Consider the following 16536-nt stretch of genomic DNA (forward strand, 5'->3'; position numbering starts at 1 on the left):
GTCAGTGGCTGGCCGCTGTCGCGCCCATTTCGTTGACTTGCTGGAAGGTCGAGAAGCGTTCCAGCGCGAATGGCCTGATCAACTCGGGCACCTTGCCGCCACTGGCCACCAGTTCGGCCATGGTCTTGCCGCAGATCGGCGTCGCCTTGAAGCCCCAGGTGCCCCAGCCTGCGTCCAGGTAATAATTCTTGACCGGCGAAAGCCCCATGATCGGGCTGTAGTCCGGGGTCATGTCGGTGATTCCGGCCCACTGGCGCATCAATTTGGCGTTGGCCAGAAACGGAAACATCTCGATGGCGTGTGCCAGCAGGCTTTCCTTGAGGTCCAGCGTCGAGCGCGTGTTGAACAGCGGATACGGGTCCGAGCCGCCGCCAAACACCACCTCGCCACGACTGGTCTGCTGGACATAGCAGTGCAGGGCAGACGAGCTCACCAACGGGTCGAGGAACGGTTTGAAGGGTTGAGTGACCATCGCTTGCAGCGGGAAGGTCTGGATCGGTGAGCGAATGCCGGCCTTTTTCATCATCTGCGAACTCATGCCCGCGACCGCCTGTACGGCGCAACCGCACTGGATGGTGCCGCGATTGGTTTTCACAGCAGTGATGGCGCCATTCTCGATTACCAGTTCCTGCACTTCGGTCAGTTGATGAATCTCGACGCCGCGCTTGGCCGCCTGTTTGGCATAGCCCCAGGCCACCGCGTCATGACGTGCGGTGCCGCCGTCGATATGCCACAGGCCCGCGAGCACCGGCAGATGGCCAGGGTCCAGATTGAGGCTCGGCACCAGTTCGCGGATCTGCTGGCGGTCGATCATTTCGGTGCGGCCGCCGAAATGCTTGTTGACCTCGGCGCGCTGACGGAACGAGCGTACGGTGGCGTCGGTATGCGCGAGGGTTAGCTGGCCGCGCTCCGAATACATGATGTTGAAGTCGAACTCGTTGGACAGGCCCTGAAACATCTTCACCGACTCGGCATAGAACTTCACGCCTTCGCTGGTCAGGTAATTGGAGCGGATAACCGCCGTGTTGCGCGCCGTGTTGCCGCCGCCCAGATAGCCTTTTTCCAGCACGGCTATATTGGTGATGCTGTGGTATTTCGACAGGTAGTACGCGGTCGCCAGGCCATGACCACCGCCGCCGATGATCACCACGTCGTAGGAAGGCTTGAGTTCCTTGGGCGCAGGCAGATCCACCTCGACCGGATACTCCGGGCTGAGCCCGTATTTCAACAGGTTGAAAGGCATACGGCCTCCGATTGGCTGCGCTGTGCGAGGGCTTGCTGCCTAGCAGCAGTCACTGTGTTTTTCATCAGAAAGGCGATGGTCATCGGCCCGACGCCACCGGGTACCGGTGTGATGGCAGAAGCCACGCTCAGGGCGTTGTCGAAATCGACATCGCCCACCAGGCGGCTGCGGCCTTGATCCTCGATGCGGTTGATACCGACATCGATCACCACCGCGCCGCGCTTGAGCCAGCTGGCATCTATCAGGCGCGGGCGGCCAACCGCTGCCACGACGATGTCGGCCAACTGACACAAGGCCCTGGCGTCATTACTGCGCGAATGCACCACCGTCACCGAGCAGTGCGCTTGCAGCAGCAGGGCGGCCATGGGTTTGCCGACGATGTTGGAACGACCGATTACCACCGCATGCTTGCCGCTCAGATCGCCGCAGGTCTCTTCAAGCAAGTGCATGCAGCCGCTGGGCGTGCAGGGCGTCAGTACGCTGCGTCCCTGGCTGAGGCCGCCCACGTTTTCACTGTGAAAGCCATCGACGTCCTTGCCCGGATCAATGGCCTGCAAGGCGCGGGCTTCTTCCATGTGCGACGGCAGTGGCAGTTGCAGCAGGATGCCGTTTACCGAGTCGTCGGCGTTCAGTTCGGCAATCAGCGCCAGCACCTGTGCCTGGCTGCTCTTGGCAGGCAGGCGGTGCTCCAGCGAACGAATGCCTGCTTCCTCGGCGCGCAGGATCTTGTTGCGCACATACACCTCACTGGCCGGGTCGTTACCGACCAGAATGACCGCCAGTGCCGGTTCGATGCCGTCGGCCTTCAAGATTTTCACTTCGGTGCTGACTTGTTCCAGAACACGAGCGGCGGCTGCCTTGCCATCGATGATGCGCGCGCTCATCGGAAGATCACCGTTCGGTCAGTGTTGAGAAACACCCGATGCTCAAGGTGGTACTTGACTGCCCGCGACAGCGCGATGGTTTCGTTGTTACGGCCTGCTGCGACCAGATCTTCAGGCAGGTAGACGTGATCGACACGCTGCACTTCCTGCTCGATGATCGGGCCTTCGTCCAGGTCGCTGGTGACGTAATGCGCAGTGGCACCGATCAATTTCACGCCGCGCTCATAAGCCTGGTGATACGGCTTGGCGCCCTTGAAACCTGGCAGAAACGAGTGATGAATATTGATTGCCCGACCCGCCAGTTGCTTGCACAGGTCGTCGGAGAGAATCTGCATGTAGCGCGCCAGCACCACCAGTTCGGTACCGGTTTCGTCGACCACCTTCATCAGCGCAGCTTCCTGCGCAGCCTTGGTTTCTTTACTCACAGGCAGGTAAATGAAACGAATGCCTTCCCGCTCGGCCATCGGCCGCAAGTCCAAGTGGTTGGACACAATGGCGGTGATGGTCATGTCCATTTCCCCCTTGTGGTAGCGGTACAGCAGGTCTGTCAGGCAGTGATCGAACTTGCTGACCATCAACAAAACGCGCATCGGGCGACGCGTGTCATGCAGTTCCCACTGCATGGCGAAGTCTTTGGCCACCACATCGAAACCGGTTTTCAACTGCTGGATGTCGCCGTCGTGACCGTCGTTGAAGCGAAACACTGCGCGCATGAAAAAGGTGCCGCTGTACTCATCGTCGAACTGGGCCATTTCACCGATGTAGCAGCCGTTGCCAGCCAAGCAGGAAGCCACTGCCGCGACAATGCCGGAGGTCGCCGGGCAGCTGATCTTCAGGATGAAATGGTTCTTCTCGTGTTGCATGGCTTGTCCTCTGGAATAGGGCGGCAGCTCGGCAAAGGGGGCAAAAGTCAGATACAGAGGTTTTTGAGTGGCGAATAAAATTCTCTACAGGAATTTAATATTCTTGAAGGCTGTTTTATAGGCGAAAGGAAAAGCAGCGTCCAGAGGTTTCTGGAAACTTTGTTTACTAAAGGGAATATGGGGAGTTGGCGTGGTGGGGAGCCGGTGCCTTTTTTTCAGTTGCCGTGAGGCAGAAAACGCCCAGGGCGGGCGTTTTCAGGAAGCAGTAAGGGTCAGTCGTGATGCGCCTCACCGACAAACGTTAATGAGGTAAACAAGCCGCGCTCGGCGATATCGACATTATCCTTGACCGGCTGCGTGACCTCGGCAGCGATGATATTCAGCCCTTCGTTGCGCACGATCACGCTGGCCAGGCCCTGGGCGTCGGTTTCGGCGCTGACCACGTCTGGTGCGCTGCGGTAATCGCCGATCAGCTTGATACCGGCGGCGGGTTTGCCGTCGATCAGTACGCGTACCGGTAAGGGTTTGCCAACCCCGACCTTCAATGGATCAGCCTGTGGCACGATCACAAAATTCAATTTGCTGAACGAGGGCAGGTGCGCGTCTTCTGCGTAGATTGCCACGCTGTATTTGAAGGTATGAATCGAGTCGGTGCCATTGGGCACTTTGCTGCGGCCTTCGTTGATCCACTTTTTCTCGGCGTTGCGTGTCCACATGCCGTTGTCCAGCGCCACCGTCATCACGGCGGGCGGCTTGAGCGGCACCAGTCGCGCGTGATCCTCAAGGCGTTGTACCGTCACCGGGATCATTTTGCCCTGCTGGTCATACGCCCATGCGCCGCTGACTTTTTGCGCTTTGAACGCGTTGTCTTCCGCACCATGACCGTAGACCACCTCTATATTGCCGCGCCGCTGTTCGGTCCACAGGCCGTGTGCGTTTACTTGACTGGCGAACAATGCGCCGAGCAGGCCCAAGGCCATGAAAGGTTTTGTTGACAGCATGGTGCATCCTTATTGTTGTGAAGCGAGGGTTACAGGAGTCAAAGGCCGAGTGTCAGGCTGACCGTAAAGTTACGCGGTTCGCCGGGCGCGACCCAGTAATTGCTGTAGGAGCGCTCGTAGTATTTTTCATCGAAAATGTTGTTGAGGTTCAAGCCCACTGTCACGTTCTCGCTGGCTTTATAGTGAGCCAGCAGGTCGACGGTCTGGTAGGCCGGCAGCTCGAAGTCGGTGCCGGACTGGCCGGAACGATCGCCGACGTAGGTATATGCCGCGCCCACGTCCGAACCGCGCAATACGCCTTCCTGAAATTCATAGACGCTCAACAGGCTGCCACTGTGTTTGGCGACCCCGAGGATGCGACTGCCTGCCGGGATGGTCCGGTCGCCCTTGGTGACTTCGGCATCAATGTAGGCGAATGCTCCGATGATCCGCACCGCGTCAGTGATTTGTCCGGTGAATTGCATGTCGAAACCCTGGCTGCGAGCCTTGCCCACGGCGCGATTGGTGTCGGTGCCCGGGTCCAGGGCCAGAACGTTTTCCTTTTCTATGTGGAAGGCGGCGAGGGTGGTGCTCAGGCGGTTGTCGAACAGTTCGCTCTTGATCCCGGCCTCATAACCGATGCCTTCTTCCGGGTCGAAGGTTTTGCCGGCGGCGTCCAGACCATTGTTCGGCTTGAACGAGGTGGATGCGTTGGCGAACAGGCCAACCTGCGGTGTGAGCTGATAAAGCAGCCCGGCGCGCTGGGTGAACGCGTCGTGACGCTGCCCGGAGGTAGCATTGGTAGTGAAGTCATCGACCTGTTGATCGAAGTGCTCGTAGCGCGCGCCGATCATCCCGCGCAGCTTGTCGGTAAAGACAATCTGGTCCTGCAGGTTCAGCGCACGGCTTTCAATGTGCTCGTAGAAATCAGTGCCGGAACGCGCGCCATTGGGTTTCGGCTGGCCATACACCGGGTTGTAGATGTCGATGGCATAGGGGCTGCCTGCAATGGTGGTCACCCGCTCGTTCTTGCGGTAATTCTCGTATTCGGTGCCGATCAGCACTTCGTGCTCCAGACCGATCGCGTCGAAATGGCCGCGCAATTCCAGTTGGGTGATGCTGTCGTGCCAGTTGTTGTCGCGTTCGCGGTAACGACGGTTGACGGTACGACCGTCGGCATTCAGGGGGCGTGCCTCGCTGGCAAAACCTGACATTTCGCCTTGCTTGTAGTGGCTGGCCAGACGCAGCGACCACACATCACTGAGTTGATGGTCAATGGCAAACTGAACCATGTTGTTGTCATTGTCGATGTCGTCGTCCGGTTCGCCGAGGAAGGTCGAGCGGGACACGCCACTCCATTTATTGTTGGGGGCGACCACACCCCGGTCGAAAGTCGATGTCTGCCGCACGAACTCGGTTTCCACCAACAGACTGGTGTCGGGGTTCAACTGCCAACTGAATGAGGGGGCGAGGAAGACCCGCTTGCTTTCGACATGGTCACGAAAGCTGTTGTTGTCTTCGACGGCCAGATTGACACGAGACAGCAGCCTGCGTTCCTCATCCAGCGGTGTGTTGACATCCAGTGCGGTGCGATAGCGATCCCAGCTGCCCGCACTGGTTTGCAGGGTGGTGAATGCTTCACGCTGGGGTTTTTTAGTGACAATGTTGACCGTCCCGCCAGGGTCGCCACGGCCATACAGACTGGCAGCGGGGCCTTTGAGCACTTCAATACGCTCGATGTTGGCGGCATCCGGCGTGGCAGGGTAGCCGCGGTTGGCGCTGAAGCCGTCCTTGTAGAATTCGGAGGTGGTGAAGCCGCGGATGCTGTATTCGTAGAGCGTCAGGCCTCCGAAGTTGTTTTGCTTCGACACGCCCCCGGCAAACTCAAGCGCGCGCTCGACACTGTTACTGCCCAGGTCCTTGAGCACCGAAGCGGGCACTACGCTGATCGACTGCGGAATGTCCTGGATGGCGGTATCGGTTTTGGTGGCGGTGGCCGAACGGGTAGCGCGATAGCCCTGAACCGGGCTGGTGGCTGTCTCGTACTGATAGTCGGAGGTTACGTTGACGCTTTCCAGTTCAATGGTTTGCGGATGTTCCTCCGCATAGCCGGTATTGCCAAAAACCCCGATTGCCAAGCCTGCCAGAGACGCGATTCTACGAGACGACATGTGAGACTTCCTGATGATAATAGATACAATATAACATCTCCGTTGAGAATTATTTCTGTTTGTTTTTGGCGGGATGTGACAGTTGTACCCATCGACAGGAGCCTGACGCGTGAGGGTAGGGTTTGAGGTAGGGGGAAGATTCGATACTGAAACCGAGTCCATTTCCATGGACGGAAATGGACTCGAAGACGGTTTATTCCGCGCACATGTAGCGTTCTATCTGCTCAGGCGAGCAACTCTGTCCCCAGTTGAAACGCCACCCACAAGGCCAGTCCGGTCGCAAAGGTCAGCGCAATGTTCTCGAACCAGTTGTTGCGGTATTCCTTGCTCAGCAGCGACTTCTGATTGGACATGATCAGCAGCCCCAGCGAGATGACCGGTAGCCCCACGATGTTCAGTGCGTTGACGCCCAGCGTCAGGGTCACGAAGTCCGGCATGCCGGGCAGCGACCAGATCAGCGGGGTGACCAGAATGAACAGCATGAACCATTTGTGCATCGGGTCGTTGTGGAACACTTTGCCGTAGCGTTCGCGACGCTTCGGGCGAATGTGCTGGAAGGCATCGGTGATCAGCATCGGGAAGGCGGTGGTTTTGCCGGAAATACTGGCAAACAGCGTGGCGAACACACCGATGAAGAAGATGTACCAGCCCAGCGGGCCGAAGAATATCTCCAGCGCCTTGCCCAGATCAGCCAGGGTGTTCACCTGAATACCGTTGGGTCGCAAAATTTCGACGCCCACCACCCAGATGGCCAGGTTGATGATAATGCCGACGATCACGGCGAACAGCAGATCGTTGCGCTGAATACGTTTGTGCTCGGGGCCGGTCCAGCCTTTTTCACGCATCACGTAAGGGTGGACGAAGTTGGCGATGGAGCCGGCTACGGCACCGATCACCGAGACCGCCACCAGCAGCGCCCCATGCACGCCTTCATCGGGTGGAATGCTGAAACCGATAGTGCCTTTGATGATGCCGCTGACATCCGGACCGGACATGATCGCCAGGGTAAGAAACGCCAGGGTCATGATTGCCAGCAATACCTTCATGACGCCTTCGATCATCGTGTAGATATTGCGTCCCACCAGCAGCCATACGGCGATCACCACCGCAACCGAGCAGAGCAACGGCTGATTGATGTGCAGCAGCATGGCAAGCGCTTCACCGGCACCCTTGATCATGTAGGCGTTGATCAGATGGCCCATCAACAACGCGTAGCCCAGCATGAACCAGGCAAACAGCGGATGCAGTTGCGCATAGCCCTGCAGAATGGTCATGCCTTGGTTATTGCAGAGCTGGAAGCGGGCAATGATGTTGACGATCAGGAACCTGAGCAACAGCGAAATCGCCAGCACCCACATCATGGCGTAGCCATAACTGGCACCTGCCACCGACGATGTGATCAGATCACCCGCGCCCAGCCAGGACAGTACCGCGATGATGCCGGGGCCGAGCAGTTTGGCGAGTTTTTTGAGACGAGGTTCGCTGGCGGGTGTAGCTGTTTCTTTGAGAGACGGGGTATGAGGCATGCGTTGAATCTCCGTTTTTATTGTAATGAGATGTCATTCACTGCCAGCTAAGATAAGACGTCGTACAACATTGGTCGTGGTTGAAAATGTAACCAGGTGTGAACCGGGCAGCGCGTGTTAGATAATGTCCGACTTGTCACCACTGTGTTCTCAGGAGAGTCCATGAAGTTTCCGATACTCGCTGTTGCTCAGTTCTGCTCTGCAAGGGGCGATATCGAACAGAACCTCGCCGGGCACCTCGCGTTCATGCAGCGCGCCGCTGATCTTGGGGCCAGTTACCTGCTGTTTCCCGAGCTCTCATTGACAGGCTACGAACCCGATCTGGCCCGAGCGCTGGCGTTGCATGCGGACGACGCCCGTCTTGAGCCGATTAAGGCGTTGGCCATGAAGCTGCGCCTGGTGACCACCATTGGCGTACCGCTCAAAGGAGCAAATGACAGCATCCTGATTGGTGCGCTGACCTTCACCGCTGACGGCGACGTCACTACCTATGCCAAGCAATACCTGCATCCCGGTGAGGACAAGGTGTTCAGTGCTGGAGACAAAGACTGCTATCTGCCCATTGATCAGCAACAGATCGGCCTATGCGTGTGTGCCGACTTCACGCAGCCTGCGCATGTGCAGCGTATGGCAGCAGGTGGCGCCTGGGTGTATGCAGCGAGCGTGCTGATTTCGCCGGGTGGCTATGCGCAGGATGCAGAGCTGCTCGCGGGGCATGCCCGACGTCATAACCTGCCGGTGCTGGTGGCCAATCACGGAGCACCGACTGGCGGCTGGGAGTCAGCAGGCCGCAGCGGCCTATGGGACGGGGCAGGGCGCTGGATAGGCGGGATGCAGGGCGCAGGAAGCGGGCTGGTCATCGTGACCTGCCAGCGCGAAGGCTGGCAGGTTCGGGTGGCGTAAACAGATTTACGTGCTCACCGCGTGGTCAGGTTTGAGGTCAGGTTCATTATTCGAACGTGAAAGTGTCTCCGGTACGGCCACCAGCAACAGGCAAAACGCCGCCGCCGCCACACCCGCGAGGGTCAGAAACGCAGCGCTGTAGCCTGCTGCATGTACCACGAAACCGGCCAGGCCGTTGCTCAGCGCCGCGCCCAGTCCGAACAGAGTGGACAGTGCCCCGAGGCTTACATTGAAACGTCCGCTGCCTTGAGTGAGGTCCTTGACCATCAATGGAAACAGCGCGCCGAACAGGCCGGCACCAATGCCGTCGAGCATCTGCACCGCCACCAGCCAGTAGGGGTCGTCTGACAGGGTGTAAAGCACACCACGAATCGGCAGAATCAGAAAGCCTGCCAGCAGCAGCGGCTTGCGTCCCCAGTCATCCGCTTTCATCCCCACCAGCAGCGCGGCTGGCACCATGACCAGCTGGGCTGCGACGATGCACGCCGAGGTCAGCGGTGTCGCCATCTGCATATTGATTTGCGAAAGCTTCTGACTGACCAGTGGCAACATGGCCGCGTTGGCCAGATGGAACAGTGCGCAACAGATGCCGAACAGCAGCAGCGGCTTGTTGCTCAGCAACGTAGCAAGTCCGGAAGGCTGAGCACCGTGAGAGTCGTGGTTCGCATCAAAACCCCGGGCGACGTCGTGGTCAATGGCATCGGCAGAAACGAAGCTGATCGCGACAACACTCGCCAGGGCCATCGCTGCCATCAGATAGAACACCGCAATAGGCCCGAAGAGGTAGGCAAAGCCGCCCGCTAACAGGGCTGCGCAGGCATTACCGGCATGGTTGAATGTTTCATTGCGTCCGGTACGGCGGGTAAAGGCTTTCGGCCCGGTTATGCCCAGAGAGATGGCCGCGATGGCCGGTGCGAACACCGAGGACGCGATGCTGCTCAGCGCCTGGGTCAGGGCGACGACCGAGAAGGACGAAGTGAAAGGCAGAATCAGGCAGCTCAGGGTCACCAGCAGCGCCGCCACACCAATCATGGCGCGCTTGTAAGGCGTCCGGTCGATAAGCGCGCCAGCAGGGGTTTGGGTCAGCAGCCCGGCGATACCTGCGATGGTCATCACCACGCCTATGCTGGCCGGGTCCCATTTATGCACGGCCAATAGATAGATCGCCAGGTAAGGCCCCAGGCCGTCACGCACATCGGCGAGGAAGAAATTCAGGCTATCCAGTGAAAGGGTGTTGCGGCGATCTGCATGACTGGCCAAGAGCGGATTTCCCGTAATTCGTCAGACTCCAGGTAGCCGAGTCACGGGTAATACTGACCGGGGCCGTTTTAAAGAAGTTTCCGCACCGAAGATGAAATTTTCGGTTTCACACGTTCTTTTTCTGCAGGCTTTTCATTCGCTGTGTGGCACGTTGCACGGCGGCCATCTTTTCCGGACGTTTCATGCGTTTCCACTTGCGGATATCGTCCTTGGTACGCCCGCAGCTCACGCACAGATCGCCGCTGAGCTGGCACACGGAAATGCACGGGTTTTCAATGTCTTTTGCCATATCAACTCCGCCTGGCGTATTTGCGCTTGATACGCTGCTGCCAGTCGCCACCGTTCTCGCGCAGGCACTGCTCTTCGCAGTCGACATGCACATGAGCAGCTGCATTCGACAGGCTAACCTGTGCATCGTCAAGTGCCTCAACCGTCAGACCGATCATCCGCTCCACCAGCCCGCGCGCCAGCGCAGCGTTCTTGTCGGCCAGCGTGTCGAACACCCATACCACCTGCAAGCTGGCAGGGAAGGCTGCGTAATCAACTTCGTGAGTCAGCCAGCAGAAACCGGGCATTTCCGTTTTGGCCGTTTCACAGGCATGCGTCAGCGCTGTAACAAGCTGGCGCTCAGTGCGGGCCTGCTCGCGTTTGCTTGAGGGCATCTGGTGTGCTCGGGCAGTAAAAGGGATAGCTGCGTACGATACCTGAATTGTCGGCAGCTTCGCAGTACCGAGCAATCATGATTTTTTTGGATACCGTGCTGACAGGTAACTTAACCAGTTCGAATGCGGCACGCAAAAAAATCGATGTTTGTATTTAAACTTTTTTTGACGATCATTCCTTCATCATCTTCAGATAAAGATGATGGTTTTGGCGAGTATGCTCATGTAGTCTTTTACTTGATGCATGAATGCTTACGATTCTGACGCGGTTAATCAGTGGCTTTCAAAATCACAAGACTCAGTTAGTAAAGGGTTTTCTTCGTTTTGATAGGGGTTTTTACTATGGCGCTTGACACTTATATGCAGATTGAGGGTATTCCGGGCGAATCTCTTGATGCGGTATTTAAAGATTGGATCGAACTTTCTGATTTCGATGTTGGTGCCAGCCAGTCAGCGTCAGCGTCAGCGTCAGCGACTGCAACAAGTGCCGGCGGTGCAAGCAGTGGTCGAGCCAGTATGAGCGATTTTTTCTTTCGTAAGGCTGTGGATAAGTCTACACCTAAGCTTCATGAGGCCTGCTGTAGTGGAAAGCATTTTAAAGAGGTTACTATTGCTGTAAATCGTGCGGGGTCGGAAAAAATAAAATACCTAGAGATTAAACTTGAAGAGGTTATACTTTCGTCGGTATCTCTCAATGGTAATGGTTCGGTAGAGAATGGTTTTCCAACCGAAACTATACGCCTTAATTATGGGCGAATAAAAATGCTTTATACTCAGCAAAAGCGCTCCGACGGTCAAGGTGGCGGGCAAGTTGTTGGCGGATGGGATGGTATAAAAAATAAGGTTTACGCTTAATTTTGGCAAGGGACGGGCGTCGCATGTCTGGAAATACCAATAATCCTAATATCGCATACTGCAGTTTTTCTTTAAATGGTGAGCCTGTAAGCAATTTGCGTTGCGGGCAAGCTACCTATGAAGCTTTCTCGGGTATGGGCGTCCTTTTTGTCAACAGTCCGAAGTATCAGTCTGTGGAGGGAAAGGGTGCAATTCCAGTTGGTCGATATTTTATTGTTGATCGGCAAAGTGGGGGTAGTCTTGGTTGGATTAAAGAGCCTATACAGGACTTTTTAGCTGGTACAGATAGGGGGGAGTGGTTTGGTCTTTACAGAGATGATGGAGAGGTTGATGATCAGACAACCATTGATAACATAAGACGAGGCGCGTTTAGGCTTCATCCCGTTGGGCCGCGTGGTATAAGCCAAGGCTGTATCACTCTTAACTCTCAGATTGGATTCGATGAGCTTAAAAATTTTCTTCGCAGTCAGCATGGCGAAATTCTTCCGGGGACGAATCTGAAGTACTATGGCGTAATAGATGTGTCTGCTTTTAGCGAATAGTGAAGATATCTCAATGAAAAAAATAATGAAGCTCATCACAAAGAGCACGCTAATTTTAGTGTTGGCTGCGCTGCTCACTAAATGGCTTGTCGCGCTAGGCCTGATGGGCTGGCTGCTTCAAACTGAAACAGGCCTCGATATGCATGTTTCGGCTGCAAGTGCTTTGGGTATAATCGGCGGAGAAAATGGAGAGTTCATGCTTCTTGTCATAATGGTATTGGTGATGTTGGTGCCGTCAACATTTATTGTACGGGGTGCGGCTAAAACTCTTTGTCGATTCAGATCAGTAAGGTGATAAACGCAGGGCATGGGAATTGGAGGTTTACCAGAGCCCTGTCGTGACTGAAGATATCTTGTAGGATGCCTTGCGGCTGCAAGGCGGGCGCCGTTCCAAAAATAACAACAAGGAGACGCACCATGGATTTCTCACCCCTAACCACCACCGCAGACCAAAGCCGTAGAGGCTTCCTGAAACAATCACTGGCTGTTTCGGCCACGGTCGCCGCCATTGGCGCATTGCCGCGTCTTTCCAGCGCTCAGCCGTTGACCCAGCGCTACCCCGACCCATTGGTCAGTGTTCTGGATGACAGCTTTACCCAAATACGAATATTCAATGCCAGCGTCGAGAAGCTGGCCAGCGGCATGCGCTGGGCCGAAGGGCCGGTGTGGATTGGAGACGGTCGCTACTTGCTGGTCAGCGATATCGCCAACAATAGGATCATGCGCTGGGACGAGGTAACGGGTCAGCTGTCGGTGTACCGCGAGCATTCGAACTTTTCCAATGGCATGTGCCGCGATCGCCAGGGCAGGCTGCTGGTCTGTGAGGGGTCGAGCACCACCACCGAAGGACGGCGGGTGACGCGTACCGAATACAACGGTCGTATTACCGTGCTGGCCGACAGTTTCGAGGGCAAGCCTTTCAATTCGCCCAACGACATCGCCTGCAAACGCGATGGGTCTATCTGGTTCACAGATCCTACCTTCCAGGCCGAAAGCAACTATGAAGGTCAAAAGGTCAAGCAGGAGCAACCCTTCGGCGTCTATCGCATAGACCCGTCGAACGGCAAGGTCTCCAGGGTTATCGATGATCTGGCAGGTCCAAATGGTTTGTGCTTCTCGCCGGACGAGAAAACCTTGTATGTGGTCGAAGGGCGCGCCAAACCCCACGGCCTCATCTGGGCGATAGCGGTCAACGAAGATGGCACGCTGGGCGAGCGGCGTAAACACATCGAAGGTCTGGACTACGCGGCCATCGACGGCATCAAATGCGACGAAAGCGGCAACTTGTGGTGCGGCTGGGGAGGTAACGGTGATCCGAAGGCGGATATGGAGAAACTCGACGGCGTGCGAGTGTTCAACCCCCAAGGCAAGGCCATCGGCCACATCAGCCTGCCCGAACGCTGCGCCAATGTCTGCTTTGGCGGGCGAGAGGGCAATCGGCTGTTCATGGCCAGCAGCCATTCACTTTACTCGGTGTTCGTGAATACGCGAGGCGCCACGTTTGCCTGAAGGGTCATGAGCCCATTGACGGCGTGCAATGTGCGCACGCCGTCAATCGGGTCGAACCCCTGTGAACATGCCGGGTCTGTTCCTGTAATTACTCTCAGGGATAGTTATTTATGTCGGCGCAACGCGGCCTTGTTCTACTTGCACGAGGCGGTTATGCCGCCCGTGGTGTTGTTTATCTGATTATTGGTTTGTTCGCGGTACTGGCGGCGCAGGGATCTTCACAGCCTGCCGACAGCCACAGCAGTCTTGAAGCCCTGTTGAGCCAGCCGTTCGGCAGCGTGCTGGTCGGGGTGGTAATTGTCGGTCTACTGGCGTTCGCCGCATGGCGTGTGCTGCAGGCCACGCGTGATGTGGACCATCATGGCCGCGAACTCAAGGGGCTGGTGATTCGTGGCGGTCTTCTGGTGGGCGGCTTTACTTATGGGGCATTGGCGTTTTTCGCGCTGGGCCTGCTGGTAAGCGGGCTCAAGAGCTCCGGTGGCTCATCGGGTGGTGGTCAGGCCAAGGACCTGCTGGCAACGCTTCTGTCCTGGGATCACTCCAACCTGCTGGTCTACGTCGTGGCACTGGTGCCACTGGCGCTGGGCATTGTGCATATCATCAAGGGCTACAAGGCGTCTTTCGAGAAGTATTTCGAGGCTGATGAAGACGTCATGAAATATGTGCGTCCAGTGTCGCGCTTCGGGCTGATCGCCCGCGGCGTGGCGTTTATCGAAATTGCAGTGTTGCTGGCCGTAAGCGGTTCCAGCTATCAGGCCATGCACCCGCCGGGCATGAAGGATGCGCTCAACGGTTTGCAGGATCTGCCTGCCGGTGGTCTGGTGCTACTGATCGTGGCGCTGGGTCTGATCGCGTTTTCGGTGTACAGCTTCGCCCAGGCCGCATGGCGCAGGATCAACATGGATGTGCCTGATGCACCGGAGGCGGTAGCGCGTCATTTCCGCTGATCTCCATTGGGGTAGTCAGAGGGCTGCGTGATCTTTCAGGTCAGGCGGCCCTTTTTTCGATAAAGATAATGTGAACCATGCCTCAAGTCGCCTTCCGCCCGGCCGACATTCTCTCTTGAGCTCCGATCATTTTCCGGACTGACGTTCTCTACGCAGGCCCGGATCAGATTCGGCGCAATAAAAATAAAAGAGGATAGCCATGACCATTCTTCAGCGAGTGATCGGTGGGTTTGCCGTGCTGGTTGTGCTGCTGCTCGCCATGGCAGGTATCAGCTACCAAAGCACCCATTCCATAAGCGACCGGATCAGCATCATTACCGGGCAGTCGGCACCCTTGAGCAGGGCGGCGAGCGAGCTTTATGTACATGTGTTGCGCGCCAATCAGGCACTGCTCGGGATTCTGGTCAGCACTGACCCCAAGCAGATTGACGATGGCAAGCAGCCCTTTAACGACAGCATGGCCCGGTTCAATCAGTTGCTGGACAGCACGCCTGCCTACATCGGCGACCGCGCTGAACTGCGCGACAACCTGAATCAGCAGCGTCAGTTGAGCGCGGCTTATGCCGAACAGGCGCAGACCCTGATTGCCAGCCATCGACAGCACGTTTTGCGGTCACTCCAGAGCCGGGTATTGCAGGGCTACAGCAGCAGCCAGGGCGCCCAACTGACCGGTTATCTTCGTGATTACATTGCCCGCGAGCGCAGTGCAGGGGCTGCGGATAACGTGGCCGCAGGTGAAAAGCTGTTGCTGGAAGTCGGCAAATCCTACGAGGGGCTGGCTGCCCACGCGGCGACGCCGGATATCCAGACCTTGCAGCGTGTGCTCAACCTGCAGGATGAGGTAATCAGTACTCGGGCGCGCGAACTCAAGGCAGTAGATCCACGCGGCGGTCGTATCGCTGGTGTGATGGTCAACCGCCTGCTCAACGACCTCACCGGCAGTGACGGCGTTTATCAGGCCTACAGGCAGGAGGCGGCGCTCGCCGAGCAGGTTGGTAAACAGCGCCAGGCGGCGGAAACCCGGCTTCAGGCAACACTGGACAAGATCGGCGAGTTCGGTAATCAGTCACTGGCGGTGGCCAACGAGGCCAAGGCGGGTGCGGATTCGACCATCGCCACCAGCCTCAGCCTGCTGTTGATCGCTTGCCTGCTGGCGGTAGTTGCAGCGGCAGTCATCGGTACCTGGGTCGCGTTCAGCCTTCGGCGTCCATTGGCGGCGTTTCGCGAGGTGCTCAAGACCCTCACCAGCGGCGACATGCGGGTGCGTTTCGATGTCAGCCGTCGCGACGAGTTCGGCGAGCTGGGCGGTTACCTCAATGAGTTCACCCAGTCGTTGCAACAGACGTTTCGGCAGTTGATCGGCTCTGCCGACACCCTGGCGTTGACTGCCAGTCAGAACGCCCAGATCAGTGAGCAGACTACCCGCGTGGTCGACGAGCAGAAAGACCGTCTCAATTCTGCCGCGTCGGCCATGAATGAAATGGAAAGCACCGTGGAAGAAGTGGCCCGTCGTGCTCAGGACACGCGTGGAGCGGTGGACAGCACCAGCGAACTGACCGACAAGGTGCAGAAGCGCGTGGCTGAAACCATCGTCAACATTCGTCAGCAGGCTGAACAGGTCAACAAGGCGTCTGCGGTCACCGACGAGTTGCAGAAGTACGGGCAAAACATTGACGGTATTGTCGATGCCATTCGTACCATTGCCGAGCAGACCAACCTGCTGGCGCTCAACGCGGCCATCGAAGCGGCACGCGCTGGCGAGCAGGGCAGGGGCTTTGCGGTGGTGGCCGATGAAGTACGCTCGCTGGCCAGTCGCACCCAGACCTCGACCAGCGAGATTCAGGAAATGATCGGCCAGATGCAGAGCAAGATCCACTCGGCTGTGCAGGTGATGAACGAAAGCCAGATCCAGTCCAATCATTGCGTGACGCTGGCTTCCGGTGCCGACCAGTTGCTGGTGGAAATGGGTGAGGCGGTGGACACGATTCGCGACATGAATATCCAGATCGCAGCTGCCACCGAGCAGCAAAGCGCAACGGTGCAGGAAACCAGTCGCATGGTCACGCACATCAACGATTCTGCCCAGCAGGCCGCCGACGGTGCCGAACAGTCTGCGAGCAGCAGTCAGGACCTGTCGAAAATGGCCAGGGATCAGCGCGAGCTGCTCCATCATTTCAGCGTTTGATGCCCG

At 57.2% G+C, this 16536-nt stretch carries 16 protein-coding genes; 7 read left to right on the top strand and 9 right to left on the bottom strand.

Features of this window, described 5'->3' with window-relative positions:
- Window position 1: 1 nt before the first annotated feature.
- From RYA97_RS25990 to RYA97_RS26015, 6 genes are all read right to left on the bottom strand, one after another.
- Window positions 2-1243 (bottom strand): FAD-dependent oxidoreductase, encoded by a 1242-nt coding sequence (locus RYA97_RS25990; protein ID WP_016981343.1) that lies wholly within the window; start codon window positions 1241-1243, stop codon window positions 2-4.
- Entirely contained in the window at window positions 1225-2127 is a 903-nt protein-coding gene (gene folD, locus RYA97_RS25995; protein ID WP_005746839.1) for a bifunctional methylenetetrahydrofolate dehydrogenase/methenyltetrahydrofolate cyclohydrolase FolD, read from the bottom strand. The genes RYA97_RS25990 and folD overlap by 19 nt, the downstream gene beginning before the upstream one ends.
- Complete coding sequence (gene purU, locus RYA97_RS26000; RefSeq protein ID WP_004658059.1) at window positions 2124-2990, bottom strand: formyltetrahydrofolate deformylase; 867 nt, start codon at window positions 2988-2990, stop codon at window positions 2124-2126. The genes folD and purU overlap by 4 nt, the downstream gene beginning before the upstream one ends.
- Before the next feature lie 272 nt (window positions 2991-3262).
- Window positions 3263-3991, bottom strand: coding sequence for a DUF4198 domain-containing protein (locus tag RYA97_RS26005; protein ID WP_005746838.1), 729 nt, complete (start codon window positions 3989-3991; stop codon window positions 3263-3265).
- Window positions 3992-4029: 38 nt separating this feature from the next.
- On the bottom strand, window positions 4030-6141 hold the full coding sequence (locus tag RYA97_RS26010) for a TonB-dependent siderophore receptor (RefSeq protein WP_005779733.1): 2112 nt from the start codon (window positions 6139-6141) through the stop codon (window positions 4030-4032).
- Window positions 6142-6365: 224 nt separating this feature from the next.
- Window positions 6366-7667: an Nramp family divalent metal transporter gene (locus RYA97_RS26015; protein WP_002553892.1), complete on the bottom strand. Its 1302-nt coding sequence runs from the start codon at window positions 7665-7667 to the stop codon at window positions 6366-6368.
- A 162-nt stretch (window positions 7668-7829) separates the two neighbouring features.
- On the opposite strand from RYA97_RS26015, the gene RYA97_RS26020 reads away from it, so the two are divergent.
- Complete coding sequence (locus RYA97_RS26020) at window positions 7830-8570, top strand: carbon-nitrogen hydrolase family protein (protein WP_005779731.1); 741 nt, start codon at window positions 7830-7832, stop codon at window positions 8568-8570.
- A gap of 6 nt (window positions 8571-8576) precedes the next feature.
- Here RYA97_RS26020 and RYA97_RS26025 read toward each other — a convergent pair whose 3' ends face one another.
- From RYA97_RS26025 to RYA97_RS26035, 3 genes are all read right to left on the bottom strand, one after another.
- Window positions 8577-9830, bottom strand: coding sequence for an MFS transporter (locus tag RYA97_RS26025; RefSeq protein ID WP_005779730.1), 1254 nt, complete (start codon window positions 9828-9830; stop codon window positions 8577-8579).
- A gap of 106 nt (window positions 9831-9936) precedes the next feature.
- Window positions 9937-10119 (bottom strand): DUF1289 domain-containing protein, encoded by a 183-nt coding sequence (locus tag RYA97_RS26030; protein ID WP_004665593.1) that lies wholly within the window; start codon window positions 10117-10119, stop codon window positions 9937-9939.
- Between the two features lies 1 nt (window position 10120).
- A complete protein-coding gene (locus RYA97_RS26035; protein WP_016981345.1) occupies window positions 10121-10492 on the bottom strand; it encodes a hypothetical protein in 372 nt (123 codons plus the stop codon).
- 342 nt (window positions 10493-10834) lie between these two features.
- On the opposite strand from RYA97_RS26035, the gene RYA97_RS26040 reads away from it, so the two are divergent.
- From RYA97_RS26040 to RYA97_RS26065, 6 genes are all read left to right on the top strand, one after another.
- Window positions 10835-11347 (top strand): type VI secretion system tube protein Hcp, encoded by a 513-nt coding sequence (locus tag RYA97_RS26040; RefSeq protein ID WP_316893348.1) that lies wholly within the window; start codon window positions 10835-10837, stop codon window positions 11345-11347.
- A gap of 23 nt (window positions 11348-11370) precedes the next feature.
- Window positions 11371-11889, top strand: coding sequence for a DUF2778 domain-containing protein (locus tag RYA97_RS26045; RefSeq protein WP_005744267.1), 519 nt, complete (start codon window positions 11371-11373; stop codon window positions 11887-11889).
- A 25-nt stretch (window positions 11890-11914) separates the two neighbouring features.
- Window positions 11915-12184 (top strand): hypothetical protein, encoded by a 270-nt coding sequence (locus RYA97_RS26050; protein ID WP_005744266.1) that lies wholly within the window; start codon window positions 11915-11917, stop codon window positions 12182-12184.
- 122 nt (window positions 12185-12306) lie between these two features.
- Complete coding sequence (locus RYA97_RS26055; protein ID WP_005779725.1) at window positions 12307-13398, top strand: SMP-30/gluconolactonase/LRE family protein; 1092 nt, start codon at window positions 12307-12309, stop codon at window positions 13396-13398.
- A 110-nt stretch (window positions 13399-13508) separates the two neighbouring features.
- A complete protein-coding gene (locus tag RYA97_RS26060; RefSeq protein ID WP_005732959.1) occupies window positions 13509-14345 on the top strand; it encodes a DUF1206 domain-containing protein in 837 nt (278 codons plus the stop codon).
- A gap of 199 nt (window positions 14346-14544) precedes the next feature.
- A complete protein-coding gene (locus RYA97_RS26065) occupies window positions 14545-16530 on the top strand; it encodes a methyl-accepting chemotaxis protein (RefSeq protein ID WP_016981350.1) in 1986 nt (661 codons plus the stop codon).
- Window positions 16531-16536: the final 6 nt, after the last annotated feature.

This window comes from Pseudomonas syringae group sp. 26L6, from assembly GCF_032587815.1.
Taxonomy (GTDB): Bacteria; Pseudomonadota; Gammaproteobacteria; order Pseudomonadales; family Pseudomonadaceae; genus Aquipseudomonas; species Aquipseudomonas amygdali.